25 protein-coding genes are annotated in these 23,548 nt (G+C 72.3%); 13 read left to right on the forward strand and 12 right to left on the reverse strand.

The annotated features are described in order from the left end of the window. Positions 1-13: 13 nt before the first annotated feature. Positions 14-634 carry a type III secretion system chaperone family protein gene (locus tag BS75_RS19365; protein ID WP_081982444.1) on the forward strand — a complete coding sequence of 207 codons (621 nt, stop codon included), beginning with the start codon at positions 14-16 and terminating at the stop codon, positions 632-634. A gap of 18 nt (positions 635-652) precedes the next feature. Here the strand turns inward: BS75_RS19365 and BS75_RS19370 are convergent, their stop codons facing one another. After that, positions 653-1,636 (reverse strand): asparaginase, encoded by a 984-nt coding sequence (locus tag BS75_RS19370; protein ID WP_034089151.1) that lies wholly within the window; start codon positions 1,634-1,636, stop codon positions 653-655. A 6-nt stretch (positions 1,637-1,642) separates the two neighbouring features. Further along, positions 1,643-2,167, reverse strand: a complete 525-nt coding sequence (locus tag BS75_RS19375) for an RsiG family protein (RefSeq protein ID WP_052069545.1) — start codon at positions 2,165-2,167, stop codon at positions 1,643-1,645. 198 nt (positions 2,168-2,365) lie between these two features. On the opposite strand from BS75_RS19375, the gene dtd reads away from it, so the two are divergent. Beyond that, positions 2,366-2,809 (forward strand): D-aminoacyl-tRNA deacylase, encoded by a 444-nt coding sequence (dtd, locus tag BS75_RS19380; RefSeq protein ID WP_034089153.1) that lies wholly within the window; start codon positions 2,366-2,368, stop codon positions 2,807-2,809. Positions 2,810-2,879: 70 nt separating this feature from the next. On the opposite strand, the gene ygfZ is transcribed toward dtd, so the two are convergent. The 3 genes from ygfZ to BS75_RS19395 form a co-directional block, all read right to left on the reverse strand. Continuing rightward, on the reverse strand, positions 2,880-3,848 hold the full coding sequence (ygfZ, locus tag BS75_RS19385) for a CAF17-like 4Fe-4S cluster assembly/insertion protein YgfZ (protein WP_034089154.1): 969 nt from the start codon (positions 3,846-3,848) through the stop codon (positions 2,880-2,882). Beyond that, the gene (locus BS75_RS19390; RefSeq protein WP_034089155.1) at positions 3,845-4,288 is read right to left on the reverse strand and encodes a Fur family transcriptional regulator; all 444 of its coding nucleotides are present in this window, start codon (positions 4,286-4,288) and stop codon (positions 3,845-3,847) included. The genes ygfZ and BS75_RS19390 overlap by 4 nt, the downstream gene beginning before the upstream one ends. Positions 4,289-4,412: 124 nt before the next feature. Further along, the gene (locus BS75_RS19395; RefSeq protein ID WP_034089156.1) at positions 4,413-5,015 is read right to left on the reverse strand and encodes an FABP family protein; all 603 of its coding nucleotides are present in this window, start codon (positions 5,013-5,015) and stop codon (positions 4,413-4,415) included. Between the two features lie 226 nt (positions 5,016-5,241). On the opposite strand from BS75_RS19395, the gene BS75_RS19400 reads away from it, so the two are divergent. Next, the gene (locus tag BS75_RS19400) at positions 5,242-5,604 is read left to right on the forward strand and encodes a DsrE family protein (RefSeq protein WP_034089157.1); all 363 of its coding nucleotides are present in this window, start codon (positions 5,242-5,244) and stop codon (positions 5,602-5,604) included. Positions 5,605-5,728: 124 nt separating this feature from the next. Here the strand turns inward: BS75_RS19400 and BS75_RS19405 are convergent, their stop codons facing one another. From BS75_RS19405 to BS75_RS19430, 7 genes are all read right to left on the reverse strand, one after another. Continuing rightward, positions 5,729-6,019 carry a DUF1416 domain-containing protein gene (locus BS75_RS19405; protein WP_034089158.1) on the reverse strand — a complete coding sequence of 97 codons (291 nt, stop codon included), beginning with the start codon at positions 6,017-6,019 and terminating at the stop codon, positions 5,729-5,731. 52 nt (positions 6,020-6,071) lie between these two features. Beyond that, positions 6,072-6,914, reverse strand: a complete 843-nt coding sequence (locus BS75_RS19410; protein ID WP_034089159.1) for a sulfurtransferase — start codon at positions 6,912-6,914, stop codon at positions 6,072-6,074. Positions 6,915-7,043: 129 nt separating this feature from the next. After that, the gene (locus tag BS75_RS52240; RefSeq protein WP_156164270.1) at positions 7,044-7,193 is read right to left on the reverse strand and encodes a putative leader peptide; all 150 of its coding nucleotides are present in this window, start codon (positions 7,191-7,193) and stop codon (positions 7,044-7,046) included. 146 nt (positions 7,194-7,339) lie between these two features. Beyond that, positions 7,340-8,041 (reverse strand): LmeA family phospholipid-binding protein, encoded by a 702-nt coding sequence (locus tag BS75_RS19415; RefSeq protein ID WP_034089160.1) that lies wholly within the window; start codon positions 8,039-8,041, stop codon positions 7,340-7,342. Positions 8,042-8,121: 80 nt separating this feature from the next. Beyond that, positions 8,122-9,903: a hypothetical protein gene (locus BS75_RS44515; RefSeq protein ID WP_052069546.1), complete on the reverse strand. Its 1,782-nt coding sequence runs from the start codon at positions 9,901-9,903 to the stop codon at positions 8,122-8,124. A gap of 8 nt (positions 9,904-9,911) precedes the next feature. Next, entirely contained in the window at positions 9,912-10,157 is a 246-nt protein-coding gene (locus tag BS75_RS19425; RefSeq protein WP_231608148.1) for a MoaD/ThiS family protein, read from the reverse strand. Positions 10,158-10,306: 149 nt separating this feature from the next. Next, positions 10,307-11,116 (reverse strand): alpha/beta hydrolase, encoded by an 810-nt coding sequence (locus tag BS75_RS19430; RefSeq protein ID WP_081982447.1) that lies wholly within the window; start codon positions 11,114-11,116, stop codon positions 10,307-10,309. A 192-nt stretch (positions 11,117-11,308) separates the two neighbouring features. Here BS75_RS19430 and BS75_RS19435 point away from each other — a divergent pair, with 192 nt between their 5' ends. The 10 genes from BS75_RS19435 to pstS all read left to right on the forward strand — a co-directional run bounded on the left by BS75_RS19435 (position 11,309) and on the right by pstS (position 23,519). Next, positions 11,309-12,055 carry a response regulator transcription factor gene (locus BS75_RS19435; protein WP_042437586.1) on the forward strand — a complete coding sequence of 249 codons (747 nt, stop codon included), beginning with the start codon at positions 11,309-11,311 and terminating at the stop codon, positions 12,053-12,055. A 70-nt stretch (positions 12,056-12,125) separates the two neighbouring features. Then, complete coding sequence (locus tag BS75_RS19440; RefSeq protein WP_034089162.1) at positions 12,126-13,178, forward strand: LacI family DNA-binding transcriptional regulator; 1,053 nt, start codon at positions 12,126-12,128, stop codon at positions 13,176-13,178. Between the two features lie 88 nt (positions 13,179-13,266). Further along, positions 13,267-14,706 carry a S1C family serine protease gene (locus tag BS75_RS51530; RefSeq protein WP_052069547.1) on the forward strand — a complete coding sequence of 480 codons (1,440 nt, stop codon included), beginning with the start codon at positions 13,267-13,269 and terminating at the stop codon, positions 14,704-14,706. Positions 14,707-14,827: 121 nt separating this feature from the next. Next, entirely contained in the window at positions 14,828-15,598 is a 771-nt protein-coding gene (locus tag BS75_RS19450) for a response regulator transcription factor (protein ID WP_042437584.1), read from the forward strand. A gap of 46 nt (positions 15,599-15,644) precedes the next feature. After that, positions 15,645-17,312 carry a sensor histidine kinase gene (locus BS75_RS19455; protein ID WP_063776573.1) on the forward strand — a complete coding sequence of 556 codons (1,668 nt, stop codon included), beginning with the start codon at positions 15,645-15,647 and terminating at the stop codon, positions 17,310-17,312. Beyond that, positions 17,305-18,186 carry a mycothiol synthase gene (gene mshD, locus BS75_RS19460; protein WP_034089163.1) on the forward strand — a complete coding sequence of 294 codons (882 nt, stop codon included), beginning with the start codon at positions 17,305-17,307 and terminating at the stop codon, positions 18,184-18,186. The genes BS75_RS19455 and mshD overlap by 8 nt, the downstream gene beginning before the upstream one ends. Positions 18,187-18,344: 158 nt before the next feature. Further along, a complete protein-coding gene (locus BS75_RS19465; protein ID WP_042437583.1) occupies positions 18,345-20,594 on the forward strand; it encodes an RNA degradosome polyphosphate kinase in 2,250 nt (749 codons plus the stop codon). 46 nt (positions 20,595-20,640) lie between these two features. Then, positions 20,641-21,654, forward strand: a complete 1,014-nt coding sequence (locus BS75_RS19470) for a CHAD domain-containing protein (RefSeq protein ID WP_081982448.1) — start codon at positions 20,641-20,643, stop codon at positions 21,652-21,654. After that, positions 21,639-22,088, forward strand: a complete 450-nt coding sequence (locus BS75_RS19475) for an NUDIX hydrolase (protein WP_042437582.1) — start codon at positions 21,639-21,641, stop codon at positions 22,086-22,088. The genes BS75_RS19470 and BS75_RS19475 overlap by 16 nt, the downstream gene beginning before the upstream one ends. 279 nt (positions 22,089-22,367) lie before the next feature. Next, the gene (pstS, locus tag BS75_RS19480) at positions 22,368-23,519 is read left to right on the forward strand and encodes a phosphate ABC transporter substrate-binding protein PstS (protein WP_034089165.1); all 1,152 of its coding nucleotides are present in this window, start codon (positions 22,368-22,370) and stop codon (positions 23,517-23,519) included. Positions 23,520-23,548 lie beyond the last annotated feature (29 nt).

The following is a 23,548-nucleotide window of genomic DNA, read 5'->3' on the forward strand; positions in this document are numbered from 1 at the left end:
TAACGTCGGGGCCATGGAGAGCACCGGCACCCCCCGCCCCGGCACCACCGCCGACCCGCGCACCACCGCCCTGGAGGTCCTGCGCGCCGCGCTGGACGACTCCGGCGTCGCCTGGGAGCAGCCGTCCGGCGACAGCCACACCTTCGTGGCGACCCTGCCGGGCACCCGCAAGCTGTCCACGACCTGCTCGCTGCGGGTCGGCGAGCACACCCTGAGCGTCAACGCCTTCGTGGTGCGCCGCCCGGACGAGAACCACGAGGCGTTCTACCGCTGGCTGCTGGAGCGCAACACCCGGGTGTACGGGCTGGCCTACGCGGTCGACCGGCTCGGCGACGTCTACCTGGTCGGCCGGCTGCCGCTGGCGGCGGTCACCCCGGCCGAGGTCGACCGGCTGCTGGGAACGGTGCTGACCAACGCCGACGAGCCCTTCAACACCCTGCTGGAGCTGGGCTTCGCCTCGGCGATCAAGCGCGAGTGGGAGTGGCGCACCAAGCGCGGCGAGTCCACCCGCAACCTGGACGCCTTCGCCCGGCTGACCGGCGCGTCCAGCCCCAGCGCGAACGGGGCCGACGCGAACGGCTCCAGCACCTCAGGCTCCGGCGCGTCCGGCTCCGGCCCGGACGCGACGGCCTGATCCGAGCGCGCGCCTCCGTCAGAGCGTGGCGCGGATCTCGCCGACCGGTCGGCCGCCGCCGTACAGCGGGGCGGAGCCGATGCGGCTCAGCACATCGCCCCCGCCGACGACGCCCAGTCGGCGCAGCAGCGCGGCCAGCACCGGGCCGACCGCCCGGTAGCCGCCGTCCTCGATCTTGAAGGCCAGGGCCCGGCCGTCCGGCAGGGCCACCGCCTGCACCGCCTCCGCGCCCATCTTGGCCAGCGCGCCCGGGACGCCGCGCATCAGCCAGGTGTCGATCCGCCGGGTGCCGGCCACGTACTCCGGGTGGGCCCGCATGGCGTCCGCGACCCGGCGCTCCGGGCTGCCGGGGTCGGCGAGCAGCAGCGCGCGGAAGGCGCGGGCCAGGCCGACCAGGCTGAGCGCCATCAGCGGCGCGCCGCAGCCGTCGGTGCCGATCGCGGTCACCTCCTCGCCGCTGAGCTGCTGCACCGAGGCGAGGACCTGCTGCTGGACCGGGTGCTCCAGGTCGAGGTAGCTCGCGGTGGGCCAGCCGTTGGCGACGCAGGTCGCGAGCATCGCCGCGTGCTTGCCGGAACAGTCCATCAGGATCGGCTCCTGGTGGCCGCCGGCGCGGATCCAGGACTCCTGCTCGGCCTCGTCCAGCGGGTAGGAGGGGGGAGTCTGCAGCGCCTCCACGCCCAGCCCGGCGTCGGCCAGGATCCGGCGGACGCCCGCCAGGTGGAACGTTTCTGCCGAGTGGCTGGCGGCGGCCAGCGCCAGCAGCTCACCGTCCAGCTCCAGGCCGGTCCGCAGGATCGCGGTGGCCTGCATGGGCTTGTTGCTGGACCGGGGGAAGACCGGGAGGTCGGGGTTGCCGAGGGCGAGCTCCACCGAGCCGTCGGCAGCCAGCACCACCAGGGAGCCCCGATGGCGCCCCTCAACGAAGCCGGAGCGGACGACCTCGGCGAGGACGGCGGGCTCGCCGGGAGCGGCGGACGCCGGGGGCGTGGTGGTGGACATGGTGGATCAGCCTCCGAAAAGCAGATCTTCGACGTGCGCTTCACCCTCACGGTACCTGCGGGTGATCTCGGTGCTGCACTGGTCCACCGTCCGCTGCAGTCCGTGACGGCGCTGCGACACCGTCCGCTCGTGCGCGGTCAGCCGGATGCAGGCCCCGCGCAGGGCCGCGTCGGACTGGGACTCCGGGTCGGCGAAGGCGATGTCGTCCATCAGTTCGTCGGCCAGGGCCTGGAACTCCTCGCTGCGCGGGGTCCGCAGCGTCACGTGCCGGGCCGAGCTGCGGACCTGGGAGGGGATGTCCGCGAGGATCCCGGGGAGCTGCTGCAGCAGGGTGTCGGGCAGCACCTCCTCGCCGCTGCGGCGCATCAGCTCCGCCCGCAGGATGTCGACCCGACCCTGGATCAGCCGGCGCAGGTAGGAGAGGTCGGCCTCGTCGTCCTGGGCCTGACGACGCAGCAGCCGCAGCTCCTCCAGGCCCATGTCCGTCAACACTGCACCGTCACCCTGCCGTTCGTACGTGTCACCCGCCATGCTTGGCATCGTGCCACTCGTAGGTGCTCCTCCGCAGGCAAGCTGCACCCGATCGGCCCCCTGGCGATTCCGGGTGGCTCATACGACTGACGCATATGCCCAGGACAGCGCGGGTCGAGGTGGTGTCCGCGGGGCGCGGGGTCCGCAGTTCACGCCCCAGGGCGCATTGACGGCGCGGCCCCTTGGCACAATGGCCGCATGCGTGCTGTGGCTCAGGTAGTGACCGAGGCGAAGGTGACCGTCGACGGCGAGGTGGTCGGCGGGATAACGGGCCCCGGGCTCTGCGTCCTGGTCGGCGTCACCCACGAGGACACGCCCGAGCAGGCCGCGCTGCTGGCCCGCAAGCTGTGGTCGCTGCGGATCTTCTCCAAGGGCTTCGGCCAGGCCGGCGAGAAGTCCTGCTCCGACCTGGACGCCCCGCTGCTGGTGATCAGCCAGTTCACCCTCTACGGCGACGCCCGCAAGGGCCGCCGTCCCACCTGGAACGCCGCCGCGCCCGGCCCCGTCGCCGAACCGCTGGTGGACGAGGTCGTGGCGCAGCTGCGGGCGCTGGGCGCGACCGTGGAGACCGGCCGCTTCGGCGCCGACATGCAGGTGTCGCTGGTCAACGACGGCCCGTGCACCATGCTGCTGGAGTTCTGAGAGCAGCCGGAGCTCTGAGGGCAGCGGAGCGCTGAGGGCAGCGGGGGTCTGAGGCCGCACCCCCGCGGCCTCACTGCGGGACGATGACGTCCTGGGTCGCCGGGACCGTGCCCGCCAGCAGCGGTGCGTCCACCGCCGTGTTGCGCTTGACCAGCGCCAGCGCGACCGGCCCCAGCTCGTGGTGGCGTGCCGCCGAGGTCACGAAGCCCACCGCGCGGCCCTCGGGCCCGTCGGTGGCGACCCTGACCTCGGCCCCGTGCTCGGGCAGCACCTCCATGCTGCCGTCCAGGTGCAGGAAGACCAGTCGGCGCGGCGGGCGGCCGAGGTTGTGCACCCGGGCCACCGTCTCCTGTCCCCGGTAGCAGCCCTTCTGCAGGTGGACGGCGGTCTCCAGCCAGCCCAGCTCGTGCGGGATGGTCCGGTGGTCGGTCTCGAAGCCCAGGCGCGGGCGGTGGCCCTCGATCCGCAGTGCCTCGTAGGCCCACAGCCCGGCGGGCGGCCCGTAGGCCTCGGGTGCGGACCCGAGCGCGGCCCGGGGCAGGAAGAGGTCGCGTCCGTACGGGAGCTCGCGGACGGCCGCGGCGGCGCCGGCGTCGGCGGCGTTGCCGGCCGGCAGGTGCACCACCGCAAAGGCGTCGGTGGCGTCGACGATCTCCACCTGGTTGAAGAACCTCATCTTCTCCAGGTAGGCGACCAGCTCGCCCTGGGTGCCCGGTTCGACGTGCGCCCAGGTGGTGCTGCCGTCGTCGACCAGGTAGAGCGCGTGCTCGATGTGGCCGTGCGGGGAGAGGATCAGCGCCTCGGTCGCCTGCTGCGGCGGCAGCGCGCTGACGTGCTGGGTCAGCAGCAGGTGCAGCCAGCTCAGCCGGTCGGGACCGCTGACGGTGACCACGCCCCGGTGGGACAGGTCGACGAAGCCGCGCCCGGCCGCGAGTTCGCGCTGCTCGCGGAAGAGCTCGCCGTAGTGCGCGGCCACGGGCGCGTCCACGCCGTCCCCGGCGACGGCGCGCGGCAGGGAGAGCAGCGGGCTGGAGGTCACGGGTTTTCCTTACGGCTGGAGGTCGAGCTGCTGCAGTCGGCGCAGAGCCCGAAGATGGCGAAGTGCTTCATATCCGTCTGGAAACCGTGGGCGGCCCGCAGGGATTCCACGAACGGGGCGGCGATCGACAGATCCGACTCGGTGACCTGCTCGCAGTCCCGACAGACCAGGTGCAGGTGCTGGTCGCGTTCGGCCAGGTGGTAGGTCGGGGCGCCGTGGCCGAGGTGGGCGTGGGACACCAGGTCCAGCTCCTCCAACAGGTCCAGCGTCCGGTAGACCGTGGAGATGTTGACCCCGCTCGCGGTGCGGCGGACCTCGGTGAGGATGTCGTCCGGGGTGGCGTGCTCCAGGGTGTCCACGGCCTGCAGCACCAGTTGGCGCTGCGGCGTGAGCCGGTAGCCGCGCGCCCGCAGGTCGCTCTGCCAGTCGATACCGCTCACTCCGGTGCCCCTCTGTACGACGACGTCCCGTACCCCGAGTCTAGGGGGGTACGGGACGTCGCCAGAAGGAAAGCGTGCACCTGCGTGCACCGGTCTGCCGGGCGCGCCGGTTGCGTGGAGCCGGTTACTTGAAGAAGGCGATGCCGTCGTCCGGCAGGTCGGCCAGGTCCTCGACCAGCTTGGCCGGGTTGAGGACCTTCTTCAGCTGCCCCGACATGTACGGGCGCAGCGCCACCTCGGGGGCGGACTTCTCGCCGACCCACATCAGCTCGCCGTTGACCAGCCCGTAGAGCCGCTTGCCGCCGCTGTACGGAGCGGCGCCCTCGATCCGGGCCACCGCGTCCGTCACCAGCTCGATCTGCGGCTTGCCGTCGGCCAGCTCGCCGTACCAGATCTCCACCGTGCCGTCGTCGCGGACCAGGGAGACCTCGATCTCGCGGGCGCCACTGGTGCCGTGCTGGTTGCTGGTGACCCGCCAGAAGCCGGCCTCGCTCTCCAGCGGGCTGACCTTGTTGCCCTCCGCGTCCAGCACCCAGCTGCGGGAGCGGAACTCGACGAACGGACGGCCGTCGTGCCGGAAGACGACCTCCTGGCCGAAGTTGCAGTTCTCCACCCCGGACACCGCCTGGCCGGGCAGCGCGGCGTACACGCCGGCGCCCTCCCAGGTGCCCAGGAGGAAGGCGAGGGAGACGACGTCCTGATGGAGGCCGGAGGGGATCTCGATCATGTCAGCGCTGACCCTGGTAGAGCTTCATCACGGAGTAGACGGCGAACCAGATGATGACCACGGCCATGACACCCAGCAGGGCGTCGTACGAGTACACGAGCATTACTGACTGCTCCTCTTGCGGTGAAGGGCGGCGCACAGCGGACGGGGGCGCAGCCTGAGTCTAATGTGCCGCGAACCGGCGCTCGCGGTGAGCCCCGACACGCCCGCTGCATAGGGTTGGGCCATGTCGAAGAAGCTGGTCATCAAGGTCACTGCCGGGGCTGACGCGCCGGAGCGCTGCTCCCAGGCGTTCACGGTGGCGGCGGTCGCCGTCGCCAGCGGGGTGGAGGTCTCGCTCTGGCTGACGGGCGAGTCGAGCTGGTTCGCCCTGCCGGGGCGGGCGGCGGAGTTCGAGCTGCCGCACGCGGCGCCGCTGCCGGAGCTGCTGGACGGGCTGCTCGCGGGCGGACAGGTCACCCTGTGCACCCAGTGCGCGGCCCGGCGCGGGATCGGCCAGGAGGACGTGCTGCCGGGCGTGCGGATCGCGGGCGCACAGGTCTTCGTCAGCGAGGTGGTCGCGGACGACGTCCAGGCGCTCGTCTACTGACGGATCCGGGCCGGTCCGGACGGTGGAAACCCCGCTGCCCCGACCCGGGACTCCGGGACGGGGCAGCGGGCACAGCTCGGGCACCGCGGTCGTCGAATGCTGCGGTCGTCGAACGCTGCGGTCGTCAGACCGCGATCGCCACCTCGGCCACCGCGCCGCGGGTCGCCGCGACCACGCGGTCCACGGTCGCACCGGGGACCAGGGCGCGCAGCGTCCAGGTGCCGGGGGCCGCGAAGAAGCGGAACTGCCCGGTCGCGGAGGTCGGCACCTCGGCCGTGAACTCGCCGCCCTCGTCCAGCAGCCGAACGTAGCCGCTGACGGGCTCGCCGTCGCGGGTCACCGAACCCTGGATGATCGTCTCGCTCGCCACGTCAACTCCTGCAAGATCGGGGCCGCCGGCCTTCGCACCGCACATGTTCGTTCTCTCCTTCGGGGCCTTCGGATTGGCCTTCGGGTGGGGCCGGGACTCAGTTGGAGCCGAGCTCGATCGGCACGCCCACGAGGCTGCCGTACTCCGTCCAGGAACCGTCGTAGTTCTTGACGTTGGTCTGGCCGAGCAGCTGGTGCAGCACGAACCAGGTGAGCGCGGAGCGCTCGCCGATGCGGCAGTAGGCGATGGTGTCCTTGGCCAGGTCGACGTTCTCGGCCTCGTAGAGGGCCTTGAGCTCCTCGTCCGACTTGAAGGTGCCGTCGTCGTTGGCGTTCTTGGACCACGGGATGTTGCGGGCGCTCGGCACGTGGCCGGGGCGCTGCGACTGCTCCTGCGGGAGGTGCGCGGGGGCCAGCAGCCGACCGGAGAACTCGTCGGGCGAACGGACGTCGACCAGGTTCTTGTTGCCGATCGCGGCGACGACGTCGTCACGGAAGGCGCGGATGGTGTTGTCGACGGCCTTGGCCTTGTAGTCGGTGGCCGGACGGTTCGGGACCTCGGCGCCGTCGACCAGGTCGCGGGAGTCGAGCTCCCACTTCTTGCGGCCACCGTCGAGCAGCCGGACGTCGCCGTGGCCGTAGAGCTTGAAGTACCAGAAGGCGTACGACGCGAACCAGTTGTTGTTGCCGCCGTAGAGCACCACGGTGTCGTCGTTGGAAATGCCCTTGGCGGAGAGCAGCGCCTCGAAACCGGCCTGGTCGATGAAGTCGCGACGGACCGGGTCCTGGAGGTCCTTCTTCCAGTCGATCCGGACCGCGTTGCGGATGTGGTTCTTGTCGTAGGCGGCCGTGTCCTCGTCGACCTCGACGAGGACGACGTTCGGGGTGTCCAGGTTGTCCTGGACCCAGTCGGCGCTTACGAGTACGTCACTGCGGCTCATGCGGAAAGCTCCATCCGGGGCAGTTGCGGAAGGGGTGCCGCGCGTAGGTCTTGCCCAAGGGGAGGCTCGGATGCTGAGACAGCGCGCGGGGATTCGAGATCTGCGGTCGTGCGGGGGCAGCAGGGCCCGTCAACGCATTCGACAGAGGCAGGCAGACACGCGGCACAGGTCTACCGCCCGCCGCTTTGTGAGATCTGCCTGTCGCTTCATGCTCTCGATGCTAGGCAACGCGAGGGCCGCTGTCATCGATGTCTTGGATACTGAGACCAAATGCTCCATATATTGATACGGAGTCCACTCGAACGGCCCAGCTCGGCGGCCCGCACGCCCGTCCGTCCCGTCCCCCGGACGGCCGCAGCGATCGCTTTCACGGGGATGGACACTCTGGTCTCACAGTCTGGTCGCCCTACCCAGTCCGGGCCGGGTCACTGCGAGGAGTTCAGCACCACGCCGGTGCCGGCCACGCCCACGGACACCCCGGTCGGCTCGGCGGTGATCTGCGTCAGCTGCAGCCCGGTCGGCAGTCCGCTCAGCTGGAACTGCGGCTCCAGGAGGGACGTCACCAGCCCGGCCAGCGCCGGGTCGACACCGGTGACCCCGGAGATGCCGCTCAGGGAGATGCGGTCGCCGCCGACGACGTTCAGCGAGGCCGTCCCGGAGACCTGCTGCTCACCGAGGACGGGGAGGCTGGCGCTGCCCGACACCTTCACCTTGTCGCCCCCGCCGTAGGCGACGGTGACGCCCTTGGGCAGCGCGGCGGAGATGTCGGCGTAGGAGATGGTCGCGGTCCCGGTCGCGTTGTCGGCGACCGCCTTGCTGAAGCCGCTCTCCAGCCGGACGCCCTTCAGGTCCGCGCTGAAGTTCTGGAGGGTGACATCGGTGCCGCTCGGCGTGGTCACCGCCAGCTCATTGGCATGGATCTTCACCTCGTCGAGCGAGCCGCCCAGCAGCTGGGTGAGGAAGGGGAAACCCTCGATCGAGACCGACGGCTTCTGCGACAGCCCGCGCGCGTTCTGCAGCGCACTCGCGGCCTGCCCCTCGGCGACGTACACCGCGATCCGGTCGGCGGCGGCGAAGAGTCCGAACAGGACCACCAGCACGATGATCAGCCGACGTAGTGCACGCATCTGTGGATTCCCCTCGAAAGTACGTACCTGCGGAGACGCCGGGCCGGGCACCCGTGGTTGCCCGGCCCGGCCGGCGCCGTTCAGCCGCCCAGCAGTCGGCCCAGTAGGTAGACCACCGGGGCGGCGCAGGTCAGCGGCAGGGCGATGCCGGCGGTGAAGTGGACGAAGCGGGACGGGAAGTCGTAGCCGGCCACCCGGCGCCCGACCAGCGCGCACGCCCCGGCGCCCAGGCCGAGGAGCGCGCCGAGCGGGCCCATCCCGACGGCCAGCCCCAGGACCGCCCCGCAGAGCAGGGCCACCACCGCGCCGGCCGCGAAGGACACCGGCGGACGCAGCATCGGCAGCGCCGACACCAGCGTCGCCGCGCCGGCCGACAGCGCGCCGACGAGGACCACCGCACCGGTGGACCAGCCGTGGTGACCGATCGTCACCGCGGCCGTCCAGCAGCCCGCCAGCACCGTCATCAGCGTCGCCGAGGCGCACACGGTCAGGGCGTAGAAGCGCTCGTCCGGATTGCTCGGCTTGAAGATCTGCAGGATCAGCACCAGCAGGAAGAACCCGCCGGCCGTGCCCGCGAGCACCGCCGGGGCGGTGCCGCCGGAGGCCGCCAGCATGGCGGCGTCGGCGGTCAGCCCGCCGAGACCGGCCAGCGCGATGCCCTGCCGGGCCGGCCACATGCCGTTCAGCCGGAACCAGCCCGCGGCCGTCACCGCCTGCAGCAGCAGCACCGGGACCACGATCGCGGTCCGGCCGAGCAGCGCCACCACCGCGATCAGCACGGCCAGACCGAGCGTCGCCGCCGCGGGCTGGAGACCCGGGTCGATGATCGGCGAGCCCTGCCGGACCACCGGCTGCGGACGCGCGGGAGCCGTCTGCGGGGAGACCGGCGCGGTCCCGGCGAAGGCCGAGGCCTGCGGCCCGGTGGGCTGCGCGGAGGCGAAGGCCTCCCGCAGCGAGCCACCCGGCGCGGCGGCCAGCGGCTGGACCTCGGGCGGGGCCGGCGGCGGGGCCGACGGCGCGGCCATCGGCCCGGCCGGGTGCGCGGCCGGGCGCGGCTGCCCGACGAGAGGCTGCCCGGCGAGCGACGGTTGGGCGAAGGCGCCCGCCGGACCGGTGGGCTGCGCGGAGGCGAACGTCTCCCGGAGCGAGGTGGGCGCGGCGTACGCGACCGGGGCGTCCGACCAGCCCGTGTCCGCCGGCGCGAAGGTCGAGTCGGGCACGGGCGCGGGCGGCGCCTGCACGGCGGGCGGCGCCTGCACGGGCGGGTAGCCCGGTGCGGGCGGCGCCGCAGCGGTCTGCGGCTGCCAGGCCATCGGCGGCGCGGCGGCGGGCGCCGGCCGGCCGGGGGTCTGCTCCGGCTGCTCCCAGTTCTCCGGCCAGGCCGGCTGGGCCTGCGGCGGTAGCTGGGCCTGCGGAGGCAGGTGCACCTCACCGGTGGCGTACTTCTCGTGGATCTGTCCGAAGCGCGAGTTCGGCGGCGGCTGGCCCTGGTCGGCGGCGTACCCGCGCGGGTCGGGCTGCTGCTGGTAGGGCTGCTGCTGGGCCGGGTACGACGGCTGGGCCGGGTACGACGGCCGGGCCGGGTACGACGGCCGGCCCTGGTGCTGCTGGCCCTGGTGCTGCTGGCCCTGCGGCGGCGGGGGCTGCTGTGCCGCGTACTGGCCCGGATACGGCGCGCCGTACGGCAGCGGTCCGCTCAGCGGGTCGCTGGGCAGCGCGGGGATCGGCGGCAGGTAGGCCGTGGCCTCGACGTCGCCGCCCGGGCCGGACGAGTAGCCGGCGGGGTAGATCGGCGCGCCCGAGCCGGAGGGCTGGGGCGCCTGGGGAGAGCCGTCCCCGGGATAGCTGGGGTATTCGGACATGGCCGCCGTCACCCGCCCGCGAAGGGGGGCAGGACCTCGACGCTGCCGCCCTCGCTCAGGGCGATCGACGCGTGGTCGCGGGCGCCGACCGGATCGCCGTCGACCAGGAAGGAGCAGAGCCCGAGGACCCGGGCGAAGCCCGGCCGGTCGGCGTGGAGCTGCCGGGCCGTCTCCAGGGCCTCCTGGAGGGTCGCCGCCCGGTAGGGCTCCTCGCCCGTCCCGGCCTCGGCCTTGGCGGCGGCCCAGTAGCGGATCACGCCGCTCCGTGCCGTCCCTGCCGAACTGGTCGCCCCGGAGGATTCGGGGGTGTCGGCGGGGCAGGCGGATGCCGTCGTCCCGGCCATCTCATCCTCCTCGGTGGAAGCTCGCATCGGAACATCATGTCCCTTCCACCCGGGTGCCGTCACCGCGCACTGGTCAGCCAGTCGCCCACACGTTCGATCAGAGCGTCGTCGGCGGCGTTCTCGGCGTGTCCGAATCCGGGTTCGATCCACAGCTCGGCCCGGTCCGGGCCGGCCGCGACCTGCAGCGAGCGCGGATGGTCCAGCGGGAAGTACGGATCGCTGTCCCCGTGCACCACCAGCAGCGGAACGCCGCGCTCGGCCAGCCGCGCCGCCGCGTCCACCGGGGGCAGCGGGACCTGCCGCCACTCGTGCGGGTCGATCCGGGTGCGCAGCCCGAGGCGGCCGACCACCCGTCCCAGCGGTTTCATCACCACCCAGTGCAACCGCCGCATCGGCACCGTCCCCCGGTAGTACCAGCGGGCCGGGGCGCTGACGGTGGCGACCGCCGACACGCCCTCGTACAGCGCGGCATGGCGCAGCACGACCGCGCCGCCCAGCGAGAAGCCCAGGGTGGCCACCGAGTCGAAGCCGAGGGTGCGCGCCCAGTCGGCGGCCGCCTCGACATCGAGCACCTCCAGGTCGCCGACGGTGGACAGGCCGCCGGAGCGCCCGTGCCCCCGGAACGAGAAGCTGACGACGCCCGCCTGCCGCGACAGCAGCCGCACCGCGCGGAGCACCGCCGGACGTTCGACGGCGCCGGTGAAGCCGTGCGCGAGGACCACGACCCGCCCGGTCCCCGGCTGCTGCGGCGGGGTGTAGGAGGCGTGCAGGCGCACGCCGTCCGCCGTGGTGAGCAACGCCTCCGCAGGCGCTCCCCACGGCTGCGCGCCCCCCTCTTTCCTGGTCAGACTCTTCGCGCTCGCGTCCATGTGGGCTATTCTCCTTCTCCAAGGGATCCGGGCAGAGTCGCCCCCGGGTCCTTTTGTGCATTCGGACACCCGACATTCAGAAGCCTGAATCGATCGCTCGTTGCAAGGCCGGTGGCGCGCACAGTGCGGTGTGCCCGCCGGGAGTCTCGGAGTTGCCAACCCTCCGTCGCCCGGAAAGGGGACTACCCGGGTATGAGTTCTCTGCTGCTGCTGACCAACGCCCTCCAGCCCTCCGCCGAAGTCCTCCCCGCGCTCGGCCTGCTGCTGCACAGCGTGCGCGTGGCGCCCGCTGAGGGCTCCGCCCTGGTGGACACCCCCAGCGCCGACGTGATCCTGGTCGACGGCCGACGGGACCTGCCCCACATCCGCAGCCTGTGCCAGCTGCTCCGCTCCACCGGCCCCGGTGCGCCGGTGCTGCTGGTGGTGACCGAGGGCGGCCTGGCCGCCGTCACCGCCGACTGGGGCATCGACGACGTCCTGCTCGACACCGCCGGTCCGGCCGAGGTCGAGGCCCGGCTGCGGCTGGCCATGGGCCGGGCGCAGGTCGTCCAGGACGACAGTCCGATGGAGATCCGCAACGGCGACCTCTCGGTCGACGAGGCGACCTACAGCGCCAAGCTCAAGGGCCGGGTCCTGGACCTGACCTTCAAGGAGTTCGAGCTGATCAAGTACCTCGCGCAGCACCCGGGCCGGGTCTTCACCCGGGCCCAGCTGCTGCAGGAGGTCTGGGGCTACGACTACTTCGGCGGCACCCGCACCGTGGACGTCCATGTGCGGCGGCTGCGGGCCAAGCTCGGCCCCGAACACGAACAGCTGATCGGGACGGTGCGCAACGTCGGCTACCGCTTCGTGGTCCCGGAGAAGGCGGACAAGACCGCCCAGGCGCTGGGCGGCCACGACACCGCGCCGGACCCGGCCGGGGTCGACCTGGAGGTCTGAGCCCCGGGAGGGGCCGGGGGCGGCCCGGCTCCACCCGGGCGTCCGCCGCCGGGACGCGTAGGATGCCAGCGTGCCCAAGGTGACGCGCGACGATGTGGCCAGGCTGGCGGGGACGTCCACCGCGGTCGTCAGCTATGTCATCAACAACGGCCCCCGACCGGTCGCCCCGGCGACCCGCGAGCGGGTGCTGGCGGCCATAGCCGAGCTCGGCTACCGCCCGAACAGCGTCGCCCAGGCGATGGCGAGCCGGCGCACCAATCTGATCGGCATGGTCGTCCCGGACGCCCGCCAGCCGTTCTTCGCGGAGCTGTCGCACGCGGTGGAGCGGGTCGCGTCCGAGCGCGGCAAGATCGTGCTGCTGGGCAACTCCGACTACACCGCCGAGCGCGAGATCCACTACGTCCGGGCGTTCCTGGGGATGCGCGTCGCCGGGCTGATCCTGATCAGCCAGGGCCCCTCGCTGCAGACGGCCGCCGAGTTCGCGGCCCACGACGACGCCCGGGTGGTGCTGCTGCACCGCCGACCGGCCAGCTCCGAGGACGTGGCCGTGGTCACCGACGACGTCGGCGGCGCCGAGCTGGCCGTGGCGCACCTGCTGGGGCACGGCCACCCGTACGTCGCCTGCTTCGGCGGTCCGGTCGCCGCACCCGCCCCCGGCGACCCGGTGGTCGACCACACCGAGGGCTGGCGCCGGGCCATGGCCGCCGCCGGGGTCGACACCGAGGCCAAGGGCCGTCTGATCGACGCCCCCTTCGACCGCTACGGCGCCTACCGGGTCGCAGTGGACCTGCTCGACTCGCCGGACCGGCCCCCGGCGATCTTCTGCTCCACCGACGACCAGGCCATCGGGGTGCTGCGGGCGGCCCGCGAGGTCGGCCTGCGGGTGCCGGAGGACCTGGCCGTGGCCGGCTTCGACGACCTGCCCGAGGCCGGGTTCAGCGACCCGCCGCTGACCACCGTCGCCTCCGACCGGGACGCCATGGCGCGGGCCGCCGTGGACCTGGTGCTGGACGACTCGTTGCTGGTGCCCGGATCGGACACGCCCCGGGTCCGCCGGTTCCCCAGCCGACTGGTCGTCCGCCGCTCCTGCGGGTGCGGCGAATCCCCCCGGAGCCGCTCATGAACAGGCCCTCATCCGGACGGAAAAATCTTTCGTCGCCTTATGAGCTGGCTCTCAGCGAGCTCTCATCTTCCGGGCGGAACTTGGTGCCATGACCGACACGCACCCGAATCCTGCCAGCGCCCCCGAGCCGGGAGCGTCCCCCTACGAGTCGGAGGGCGCCTGGGCCACCGGCGGCTCCGAGCAGACCGCGCCGCTGCCGACGACGCCGGCGCCCACCGCCCAGCTGCCCGCCGTGGAGCCGGCCGGCGCCGTCCCGGCCGCGCCGCCGGTGCCGCCGTACCAGCCGACCGCGCACCAGCCGGCGCCGTACACCTCGGGCGCGCCGATCGACGGCACCGTCCTCCCCGGCTTCGCCCCGCCGCCCGCGCCGTACCAGGCCCAGCCCTACCAGGGGCAGGCGGCCTACCCGGCGCAGGCGGCCTACCCGAACCAGCCGGCCTACCCGGCCGCTCCGGCCGGGGCGGTCTACAGCGCCGACTTCTCCGCCGAGTCCGGCCAGGCCGGATACGGCGGCGAGGGCTTCGGCGGCGGTGGCTTCGGCGGCGGTGGCGAGGGCACCGACGGCACCGCCGGGTCCGGCGCGGAGGGCGACGGCGAGGGCACCCCGGCCAAGCGCAGCTGGAAGCGTCGCCCGCTGATGCTGGTCGCCGCCGTGGCCCTGATCTCCGCGCTGGCCGGCGGGGTGGCCGGCGGCTACATCAGCACCAGCACCCAGAAGACCGGGAACTACAGCACCTCCGCCGTGGTCACCTCGGACTCGAAGAACACCAACACCGTCGCCGCGATCGCCGCCGCCGTCTCGCCCGCCACCGTGCAGATCACCGTGGACACCGCGAACAGCGAGGACATCGGCACCGGCATCGTGCTGACCTCCACCGGTCAGATCCTGACCAACTACCACGTGATCTCCTCGGCGGCCGGCAACAGCCAGGCCACCATCAAGATCACCTTCAGCAACGGCAAGACCACCAGCGCGAGCATCGTCGGCACCGACGCCGGCTCCGACATCGCCGTCATCAAGGCCGCGAACGTCAGCGGCCTCCCGGTCGCCTCGCTCGGCGACTCCAGCCAGGTCGCGATCGGCGACTCCGTGGTCGCGATCGGCAACCCGGACGGCCTCACCGGCACCGTCACCGCCGGCATCGTCAGCGCCCTGAACCGCAAGGTCACCGTGGACGTCAGCGAGGCCACCACCCAGAGCAACGGCGGCTTCGGCTTCCCCAGCTGGTCCGGCCAGCAGGGCTACGGCGGCTCCAACAACGGCTCTGGCTCCAGCAGCCAGACCGCGACCTACAACGCCATCCAGACCGACGCCTCGCTGAACCCCGGCAACTCCGGCGGCCCGCTGCTCAACAGCTCCGGCCAGGTCATCGGGATCAACGCGTCGATGTACAACGCCTCCTCCAGCTCCGGCTCGCAGAGCTCCAGCGGCCAGGCCGGCAGCGTCGGCCTCGGCTTCGCGATCCCGATCAACACCGTCAAGGCGGTCCTCGGCCAGTTGCAGAACGGCCAGAGCATCACCAGCTGAGGCAGTCCCGGGGCCCCGTTCGGGTGGGGGCCCGCCCGAACCGTGGCCCCGGGGCGCGCCCTTACAGGACAATCACGGACACAAGCCACCGTGACCGAAGCAAGACCGAGGAGCAGTCCGCATGCCTGCCGCCAACGCCTCCACCAACGAGTCCTCCTCCTCCGAGGTGGAGGCGCTGGCGCGCATCCTCGTCGTGGACGACGAGCCCGCTCTGCGGGACGCCCTCGAAAGCAGCCTCGCCTTCGAGGGCTACCAGGTCAGCACGGCCTGCGACGGCGTCGAGGCACTGGACACCATCGCCGAGACCAGGCCCGACCTGGTGCTGCTCGACATCATGATGCCGCGGATGGACGGCCTCACGGCGGTCCGCCGGCTCCGCGGCCGCGGCGACCAGGTGCCGGTGCTGATGCTGACCGCGCGCGACGCCGTCGGCGACCGGGTCACCGGCCTGGACGTCGGCGCGGACGACTACCTGGCCAAGCCATTCGAGCTGGACGAGCTGCTGGCCCGGGTCCGGGCGCTGCTGCGGCGCAACTCGATCGTGCAGGCGGCGGGGCTCGGCGACGGGCCCGCCAACGACGAGATCCTCTCCTTCGAGGACCTCCGGATGAACACCACGACGCGCGAGGTGACCCGGGCCGGACACCCGGTCGAGCTCACCCGCACGGAGTACATGCTGCTGGAGATGTTCATGGCGCACCCGCGCCAGGTGCTGACCCGCGAGCAGATCCTCAAGGCGGTCTGGGGCTTCGACTTCGAACCGTCCTCGAACTCGCTGGACGTCTACGTGATGTACCTGCGCCGTAAGACCGAGGCCGGCGGCATGCCGCGCCTGGTCCACACCGTCCGCGGCGTGGGCTACGCCCTGCGCGCCGTCGAACGCAGCAGCTGACTCCCGCCGACGGCGCGGGCACCACCAACGGGGACCGAGAAAACTGATGACCGACACCGAGACACCACCGGACGAGCGGGAGACCACCGTCGAGCACGCGGAACAGGCGCACCGCTGGTCCGGCTGGTTCACCCGGATGTCGTTGCGCGGCCGACTCTCGATACTGACCGCCGCCGCCGTGGCAGTCGCCATCGCGGTCTGCGCGGCCACCTGCTGGTTCGTGGTGAAGGGCCAGCTCAACGACCAGGCCAAGCAGTCTCTGACCAACATCAGCATCAACTCGCGAAACATGGTCGTTACGGGTACGCCGAATCCCTACTTCTACTGCGGCTACTCCATTGCAGATGCGCTTGCCAAGGTCTCTGCCGCAGATGCCGCAGTGGGTACGCCCGGCAACGCTCAGATCCAGCCGACCTACCTGGACACCGAGCTGATCGTGGCCACGACCACTGGCACCCAGATCTGCCTCCCGCTCGGAGCCACGCGCGGCATCGAGACCGAGAACACAGATGTCGCCAACGCTCAACTGACCGCGCTTTCCCCGGGCCAAGCAGTGATCCGGCACGGCAGCTACAGCAACGGCCAACCGGCCCTGGTCCGTATCGCCAGCGTGTCGGTCCAGGGCCAGCAGGAGACGCTGCTGATCGCTTATCCGCTCCACGAACTCCAGCGTTCGCTCCAGTACCTCGCCATCGTCCTGATCTGCGTCGCGGCCATAGGAGCGCTGGGCGCAGCCGGGATCGGGCTGGTGGTGGCGCGCGCAGCGCTGAAGCCGGTGGACAAGCTCACCGACGCGGTCGAGCACATCGCCCGCACCCAGGAGCCCGGCACCACCATCGACGTGCACGGCAGTGACGAGATCGCGCGGCTGAGCGAGTCGTTCAACTCGATGAGCACCGCGCTGGCCAGCTCCCGCGACCGGCAGTCCCAGCTGATCGCCGACGCCGGGCACGAGCTGCGGACGCCGCTGACCTCCCTGCGCACCAACGTGGACCTGCTGGTGCGCAGCGAGGAGACCGGTCGGGCGCTGCCCGAGGACACCCGCTCGCGGATGCTGCGCAATATGAAGGCGCAGATGGTGGAGCTGTCCACGCTCATCGGCGACCTGCTGGAGCTGTCCCGGCCGACCAGGCCGAAGGGCTCGCGCCCGCTGGAGGTGCTGCCGCTGCACGACATCGCGGCCCGCGCCCTGGACCGGGCCCGGCTGCGCGGCCCCGGGCTGGTCTTCAACGTCCAGCTGGAGCCGTGGTTCGTCCGGGCGGACGCCCACACCATGGAGCGGGCGGTGATCAACCTGCTGGACAACGCGGTGAAGTTCAGCCCGCCCGGCGGCGCGATCGACGTCCGGCTGCGCTTCGGCACGCTGACCGTGCGGGACCACGGCCCGGGCATCCCGGCCGAGGACCTGCCGCACGTCTTCGACCGCTTCTGGCGCTCGCCCTCGGCCCGGCAGATGCCCGGCTCGGGCCTGGGCCTCGCGATCGTCGCCCAGACCATCCGCGACGCCGGCGGCGAGGTCTCGCTGGCCGCCGCAGCACCCGGCCCGGACGGCTCCACCGGCGGCGCGCTGGCCACCATCCGGCTCCCCGGAGCCCCCACGCCCCGCCCGCCACCCCGCCGCTGGGCGGCACCGGGACGGACCCGCGCCCGTAGTCGTCCGAAAGTGTGCCCGGCGCGGTACCCGATGCCCGGCATAGGCTCGACCCATGGATGAGGTCGAGGTCATATCGGTGTTGGACGCGGAGCAGCAGGTGCTCGTCGGAGCGGTGCTGGAGCGGGCGGCGGAGGCGGACGGCAAGGCCGCCGTCTCGGAGCAGGGCCGGCTGGCCCTGCGCGGGCCGCGCGAGGGGGTGCGGCACCTGCTGCGGTACGACGAGGAGCACCGGCTCGTCGGCTACGCGCAGTTGGACGGGGAGGGCACGGCCGAGCTGGTGGTCGACCCGGCCTGGCGGGAGGCCGGACACGGCCGGGCGCTGGCGGTGGCGGCCGAGGTGGACGGCGCACGGCAGGTGTGGGCGCACGGCGGCCACCCGGCGGCCCGACGGCTGGCCGAGGAGTTCGGCCTGGAGCTGTTCCGCGAGCTGCGGCAGATGCGCCGGAGCCTGCCGGCCGACATCGAGCCGGTGCTGCCGCCCGGGGTGACCCTGCGCACCTTCGTCCCGGGGCAGGACGAGGACGCCTGGCTGGCGCTGAACGCCGCCGCCTTCGCCCACCACCCGGAGCAGGGCTCCTGGACCCGGCAGGACCTGGCCGAGCGGCTGGCCGAGCCGTGGTTCGACCCGGAGGGCTTCTTCCTCGCCGAGCGCGGGGGCCGTCTCGTCGGTTTCCATTGGACGAAGACCGAGGGCGGCCTCGGCGAGGTGTACGTGGTCGGCGTGGCCCCGGACGAGCAGGGCAGCGGCCTCGGCCGGGCCCTGACCGCCGTCGGCCTCCGGTACCTGGCGCAGGTCAGGGGCCTGGACACGGTGCTGCTGTACGTGGACGCCGATAACCCGGCAGCGGTCCGGGTATACGAGAGGTTGGGGTTCCAGGTGCACGAAGTCGACCTGATGTATCGGAAGCCGGCGTCCGACTCGCCCCTGCCCTGAGGCGACCGCCTCAGCTTTCCTGCAGGCCATCCGCTATTTACCTTGAGTTCAACCACCGTTGCAAAGATCACGAAATGCAATCCGTAGTGTCTCCGCCCCGTCTATCACGCCACGCGCAGACCCGTACGGATGACATCCCGCAGGAGGAGCCGCCCACCATGACCGCCGCCCACCCTGCACCACCTGTGCCTGCCAAGCCGTCCATCGCCACCACGACCTCCCCCGCGAGCGCCACCGGCGCCACCACCCCGGCCGCCGAGCCGGGGCAGGTGCTGCGCCTCCCCGACAGTCGGGAGCTGGCCGAACTCGCCGAGGAGGAGCTGCCGCAGAACCGGTTCCTGGACCGCGAGCGCAGCTGGCTGGCCTTCAACGAACGGGTGCTGGAACTCGCCGAGGACCCGGAGACCCCGCTGCTGGAACGGGCCAAGTTCCTGGCGATCTTCGGCAGCAACCTGGACGAGTTCTTCATGGTCAGGGTCGCCGGCCTGAAGCGCCGGATCGCGACCGGTGTCGCCACCCGCTCCGCTGCCGGGCTGCAGCCGCGCGAGGTGCTGGAGCAGATCTGGAAGCGCTCGCGCGAGCTCATGGCCCGCCACGCCGCCTGCTTCCAGCAGGACGTCCAGCCCGCGCTGGCCGCCGAGGGCATAGAGCTGGTCCGCTGGAGCGAGCTCACCGACAAGGAGCAGGCCCGGCTGCTGACCCTGTTCCGGCAGCAGATCTTCCCGGTGCTCACCCCGCTGGCGGTGGACCCGGCGCACCCGTTCCCCTACATCTCCGGACTGTCGCTCAACCTGGCCGTGGTCGTCCGCAACCCGGTCAGCGGCCACAAGCACTTCGCCCGGGTGAAGGTCCCGCAGTCGCTCAACCGCTTCCTCGAAGCCTCCCCCGCGCGCTACGTCCCGCTGGAGGACGTGATGGGCGCGCACCTGGAGGAGCTGTTCCCGGGGATGGAGGTGCTCGACCACCACGCCTTCCGGGTCACTCGCAACGAGGACCTGGAGGTCGAGGAGGACGACACCGAGAACATCCTCAAGGCGCTGGAGAAGGAGCTGATGCGGCGCCGCTTCGGCCCGCCGGTCCGGCTGGAGGTCGAGGAGTCGATCGACCCCTACGTCCTCGACCTGCTGGTCCGCGAGCTGAACATCACCCAGTCCGAGGTCTACCCGCTGCCCGGTCCGCTGGACCTGACCGGGCTGTTCGCCATCGCCGGGCTGGACCGACCGGAGCTGAAGTACCCGGCGTTCATCGCCGGGACCGCGCGCGGCCTGTCGGACGTCGAGTCCGCCTCGCAGCCCGACATCTTCGCCGCCGTCCGTGAGCGCGACGTGCTGCTGCACCACCCCTACGACTCCTTCTCGACCTCGGTCACGGCCTTCCTCGAGCAGGCCGCGAACGACCCGCAGGTGCTGGCGATCAAGCAGACCCTCTACCGGACCAGCGGCGACTCGCCGATCGTGGACGCGCTGATCGACGCGGCCGAGTCCGGCAAGCAGGTGCTGGTGCTGGTCGAGATCAAGGCCCGGTTCGACGAGCAGGCCAACATCAAGTGGGCGCGGAAGCTGGAAGAGGCCGGCTGCCACGTGGTCTACGGCCTGGTCGGCCTGAAGACCCACTCCAAGCTGTCGCTGGTGGTCCGCCAGGAGGGCGAGACGCTGCGCCGCTACGCCCATGTCGGCACCGGCAACTACCACCCCAAGACTGCGCGGATGTACGAGGACCTGGGCATCATCACCGCCGACCCGCAGGTCGGCGCGGACCTCTCGGACCTGTTCAACCGGCTGTCCGGCTACTCCCGCCGCGAGTCCTACCGCCGGCTGCTGGTCGCGCCGCGCTCGCTGCGCCAGGGGCTGGTCACCCGGATCAACGACGAGATCGCCCACCACCAGGCCGGCCGCCCGGCCCGGATCCAGTTCAAGCTCAACTCCATCGTCGACGAGGCGATCATCGACGCGCTCTACCAGGCCTCCCGCGCGGGCGTCCCGGTCGACGTCTGGGTGCGCGGGATCTGCGCCATCCGGCCCGGCGTCCCCGGGCTGTCCGAGAACATCCGGGTCCGCAGCATCCTCGGGCGCTTCCTCGAACACTCCCGGATCTTCCTCTTCGGCAACGGCGGCGACCCCGAGGTGTGGATCGGCAGCGCCGACATGATGCACCGCAACCTCGACCGCCGGATCGAGGCGCTGCTCCGGGTCACCGACCCCGGCCACCGCGCCGAGCTCGCCGGACTGCTGGAACTCGGCACCGCCGACGACACCTCCTCCTGGCACCTGGGACCCGACGGCACCTGGACCCGCCATGCGCACGCCGACGACGGCACACCGCTGCGCAACGTCCAGGAGCTGCTCATCGACTCGCGCCGGAGGGCCCGACGCACCGACGGCTGGGGTCAGGGTGGCCCGAGGAACTGAGACCGAGTCACACGACGACCGAGACGACAACGGGGATTTAGGCACGATGACCGACGCACCGGGTGCGCTCGCCACCTCCGTGAACGCTGTGCCGGGCGCGGCCGTGCCGGAGCAGGCCCTGCCGGACAGGGCCGGATCGAACGACGGCGTGCCCGGCACCGCGGGGGAGGCCCTGGCCGCGCACCTCGCCCTGCACGCGGGAACCTTCCTGCGCGGACTGCCCGCGATAGAGCCGCGCATCCTGCGGCGGGTCGCCGGGGCGTTGCACACCTTCGAGGACCTGCTCGACCCCGGCTGGGCCCGCGGGCTGCGCGAGGAGCTCACCCGGCTGGGCGGGCTGCTCGGCCAGGAGCAGGTCTACACCCGCAGGCTGGCCCGGCTGACGGCCGCGCTCGACGCACTCTCCTGCGTCGACGCGGCCGCCGCCCCCGGCGCGCCCAAGGCCAGGGCGCTGCTGGAGCGCCAGCTCAGCCTCGCCCGCTCGCGGGCGCACAGCCTCGCCCTGCAGGAGCTCGGCTCGGCCCGCTTCCACGCGGTCGCGGACCGGATGACCCTGCTGGTCTCCGACCTGCCGCTGCGCAACCCGGCCGGTTCCGCCGACCCCGCGACGCTGCTCCCCTACGCGGCCGAGGCGCGCCGCCGGCTCGCCGAGGCGGTGGCCGTGCTGCCGCTCCAGCGCGCCGCCACCCCGTACAACGGGGCCGGTCTGCGCGAACCGGAGGACGCGCTGCCCTGGCGCCAGGTCCGGCTGCTGGCGCTGCGCGCCCGCTACGCGCTGGAGGTCTGCTCCCCGTTGCTGGGCCCGGAGGCGGCCCGCTCGACGAGCGGGCTGGCCGAGCTGGCCCGACTGCTGGGCCGGCACGAGGAGGCGGCGGAGGCCGCCGAGGCCGCCGCGCTGGCCGGGGCCACCCCGCGGATCACCCCCGCCACCGCCTATGTCCTGGGTGTGGTCCATGCTGATCAACGCCTGGAGGTGGAAGCGGCCCGCCATGCCTTCAGCACGACCTGGCCCGACACCCTCGCTCCGGAACGGCTCGCTGACTCATGGTTGACCCGCTGACCCCACCCGCAGCCCGCCGCAAGGACCGGGAGGAGCAGGTGCGCGCCGCCGGCGTGGTGCTGTGGCGGCCGGGACAGGACTCGGACGAGCCCGATCTGGCGCTGATCCACCGCCCCAAGTGGTGCGACTGGACCTTCCCCAAGGGCAAGCTGAAGGAGGGCGAGCGGCACCGGGCGGCCGCCCTCCGGGAGGCCCTGGAGGAGACCGGGATGCAGGTGGCGCTGGGCTCCCGGCTGCCGACCCAGCACTACCTGGTGAAGGGTCGGCCGAAGCGGGTCCGCTACTGGTCGGCGGTCCGGATCCGGGGCGCGTTCGCCCCCAACCGCGAGGTGGACCGGCTGGAGTGGCTGCCCGCCGAGCGGGCCCGGCGGCGGCTCACCCACAGCCACGACCGCGCCCTGGTCGACGCCCTGCTGAAGCAGTTGTGCGAGTGACCCTCCGCTTCGGGGCAGCCCGCTTGCCGTGAACGGGAGTTGACGCAGACCGAGAATCGGTAAATCAGCTTGACCCAGCCGTGTCGTCGTCGTAGTGAAACCGTTACTACCGCACGCCGTATCCCGGCGTCCGTCCGAGGTTCACCCTCCGTTCATTTGTGCTGGCCTGTTGCTTCACCTCCCCCGCCTAACGTCCTGTGTTGTCGGAGGCCGCAAGACCCTCCCTCCACTACGAAGGTCCAGGCCAGACGGCCGGGGCCACGCCGAAAGGGACACCAAGTGAAGCTCCAGCGGAACGGCCGCACCAAGGCCCTCGCCCTCGGCGCCGTGGCGGTCGTCAGCACGCTGACGCTCGCGGCGTGCGGCTCCAACAACAACAACGCCTCCAGCGGCAGCAGCGCCTCCGCGTCCACCGGTGCCAGCGCCACAGCCGCCGCCACCAACTGCGGCAGCGGCAGCGTCCAGCTCCTGGCCGCCGGCTCCACCGCTCAGCAGAACGCGATCTCCGCGTGGGTCCAGAAGTTCCAGGCGATCTGCCCCAACGTCACCATCGACTACTCGGGCACCGGCTCCTCCGCCGGCCGCACCTCCTTCACCGCCGGCAAGGTGGCCTTCGCCGGCTCCGACTCCGCGATGAAGCCGGCCGACGAGGCCAAGACCGGCTCCGCCTGCGGCGGCACCGGCCAGGCCATCAACCTGCCCATGGTCGGCGGCCCGATCTCGATCGGCTACAATGTCCCCGGCGTGAGCAACCTGGTCCTGAACGCCTCCGTGCTGGCGCAGATCTTCGACGGCAAGATCACCACCTGGAACGACCCGGCGATCAAGGCCCTCAACCCGAGCGCCACCCTGCCGAGCCTGAAGATCCAGACCTTCCACCGCTCGGACGGCTCGGGCACCAGCGCCAACTTCTCGGCCTACCTGGCCGCCGCCGCCAAGGCCGACTGGACCTACGGCTCCAACTCGCAGTGGCCGGCCCCCACCGGCCAGAGCGCCAAGGGCTCCGCCGCGCTCGCCGCCCAGGTCTCCCAGGTCAGCGGCTCGATCTCGTACTTCGAGCTGTCCTACGCCACTGCGAAGAACATCACCACCGCCTCCATCCTGGCTGCCCCCGGTGGCACCGCGGTCGCCCCGAGCGGCACCGCCGCCGCCGCGGCCGTGTCCGAGGCCACCGTCGCCGGCACCGGTCAGGACCTGGCGCTGAACCTGAACTACGCCACCACCACCGCCGGCGCGTACCCGATCTCGCTGGTCACCTACGAGATCGTCTGCGACAAGGGCAACAACGCCACGACGCTGCCCGCCGTCAAGGCCTTCTTCAACTACGCGATCAGCCCGGCCGGCCAGCAGGTCGCCGCCTCGGCCGGCTACATGGTCCTGCCGACCGCGATCAGCTCCAAGGTCCAGGCCGAGATCGCCAACCTGTCCTAGTCCTGGCTCCGGCAGCCGCCGGACCTCGA

The organism is Streptacidiphilus albus JL83, assembly GCF_000744705.1.
GTDB classification, from domain to species: domain Bacteria; phylum Actinomycetota; class Actinomycetes; order Streptomycetales; family Streptomycetaceae; genus Streptacidiphilus; species Streptacidiphilus albus.

Bases quoted from the DNA above. Each gene is read 5' to 3' on its own strand.
- BS75_RS19435 (WP_042437586.1), top strand. From the start codon at position 11,309: ATGAGTTCTCTGCTGCTGCTGACCAACGCCCTCCAGCCCTCCGCCGAA.
- mshD (WP_034089163.1), top strand. From the start codon at position 17,305: ATGGATGAGGTCGAGGTCATATCGGTGTTGGACGCGGAGCAGCAGGTG.
- BS75_RS19455 (WP_063776573.1), top strand. From the start codon at position 15,645: ATGACCGACACCGAGACACCACCGGACGAGCGGGAGACCACCGTCGAG.
- BS75_RS44515 (WP_052069546.1), bottom strand. From the start codon at position 9,903: ATGTCCGAATACCCCAGCTATCCCGGGGACGGCTCTCCCCAGGCGCCC.
- dtd (WP_034089153.1), top strand. From the start codon at position 2,366: ATGCGTGCTGTGGCTCAGGTAGTGACCGAGGCGAAGGTGACCGTCGAC.
- BS75_RS19415 (WP_034089160.1), bottom strand. From the start codon at position 8,041: ATGCGTGCACTACGTCGGCTGATCATCGTGCTGGTGGTCCTGTTCGGA.
- BS75_RS19465 (WP_042437583.1), top strand. From the start codon at position 18,345: ATGACCGCCGCCCACCCTGCACCACCTGTGCCTGCCAAGCCGTCCATC.
- BS75_RS19375 (WP_052069545.1), bottom strand. From the start codon at position 2,167: ATGGCGGGTGACACGTACGAACGGCAGGGTGACGGTGCAGTGTTGACG.
- BS75_RS19370 (WP_034089151.1), bottom strand. From the start codon at position 1,636: ATGTCCACCACCACGCCCCCGGCGTCCGCCGCTCCCGGCGAGCCCGCC.
- BS75_RS19405 (WP_034089158.1), bottom strand. From the start codon at position 6,019: ATGTGCGGTGCGAAGGCCGGCGGCCCCGATCTTGCAGGAGTTGACGTG.
- BS75_RS19365 (WP_081982444.1), top strand. From the start codon at position 14: ATGGAGAGCACCGGCACCCCCCGCCCCGGCACCACCGCCGACCCGCGC.
- BS75_RS19450 (WP_042437584.1), top strand. From the start codon at position 14,828: ATGCCTGCCGCCAACGCCTCCACCAACGAGTCCTCCTCCTCCGAGGTG.
- BS75_RS19395 (WP_034089156.1), bottom strand. From the start codon at position 5,015: ATGATCGAGATCCCCTCCGGCCTCCATCAGGACGTCGTCTCCCTCGCC.
- BS75_RS19470 (WP_081982448.1), top strand. From the start codon at position 20,641: ATGACCGACGCACCGGGTGCGCTCGCCACCTCCGTGAACGCTGTGCCG.
- BS75_RS19430 (WP_081982447.1), bottom strand. From the start codon at position 11,116: ATGGACGCGAGCGCGAAGAGTCTGACCAGGAAAGAGGGGGGCGCGCAG.
- BS75_RS52240 (WP_156164270.1), bottom strand. From the start codon at position 7,193: ATGGAGCATTTGGTCTCAGTATCCAAGACATCGATGACAGCGGCCCTC.
- BS75_RS19400 (WP_034089157.1), top strand. From the start codon at position 5,242: ATGTCGAAGAAGCTGGTCATCAAGGTCACTGCCGGGGCTGACGCGCCG.
- BS75_RS19475 (WP_042437582.1), top strand. From the start codon at position 21,639: ATGGTTGACCCGCTGACCCCACCCGCAGCCCGCCGCAAGGACCGGGAG.
- BS75_RS51530 (WP_052069547.1), top strand. From the start codon at position 13,267: ATGACCGACACGCACCCGAATCCTGCCAGCGCCCCCGAGCCGGGAGCG.
- BS75_RS19410 (WP_034089159.1), bottom strand. From the start codon at position 6,914: ATGAGCCGCAGTGACGTACTCGTAAGCGCCGACTGGGTCCAGGACAAC.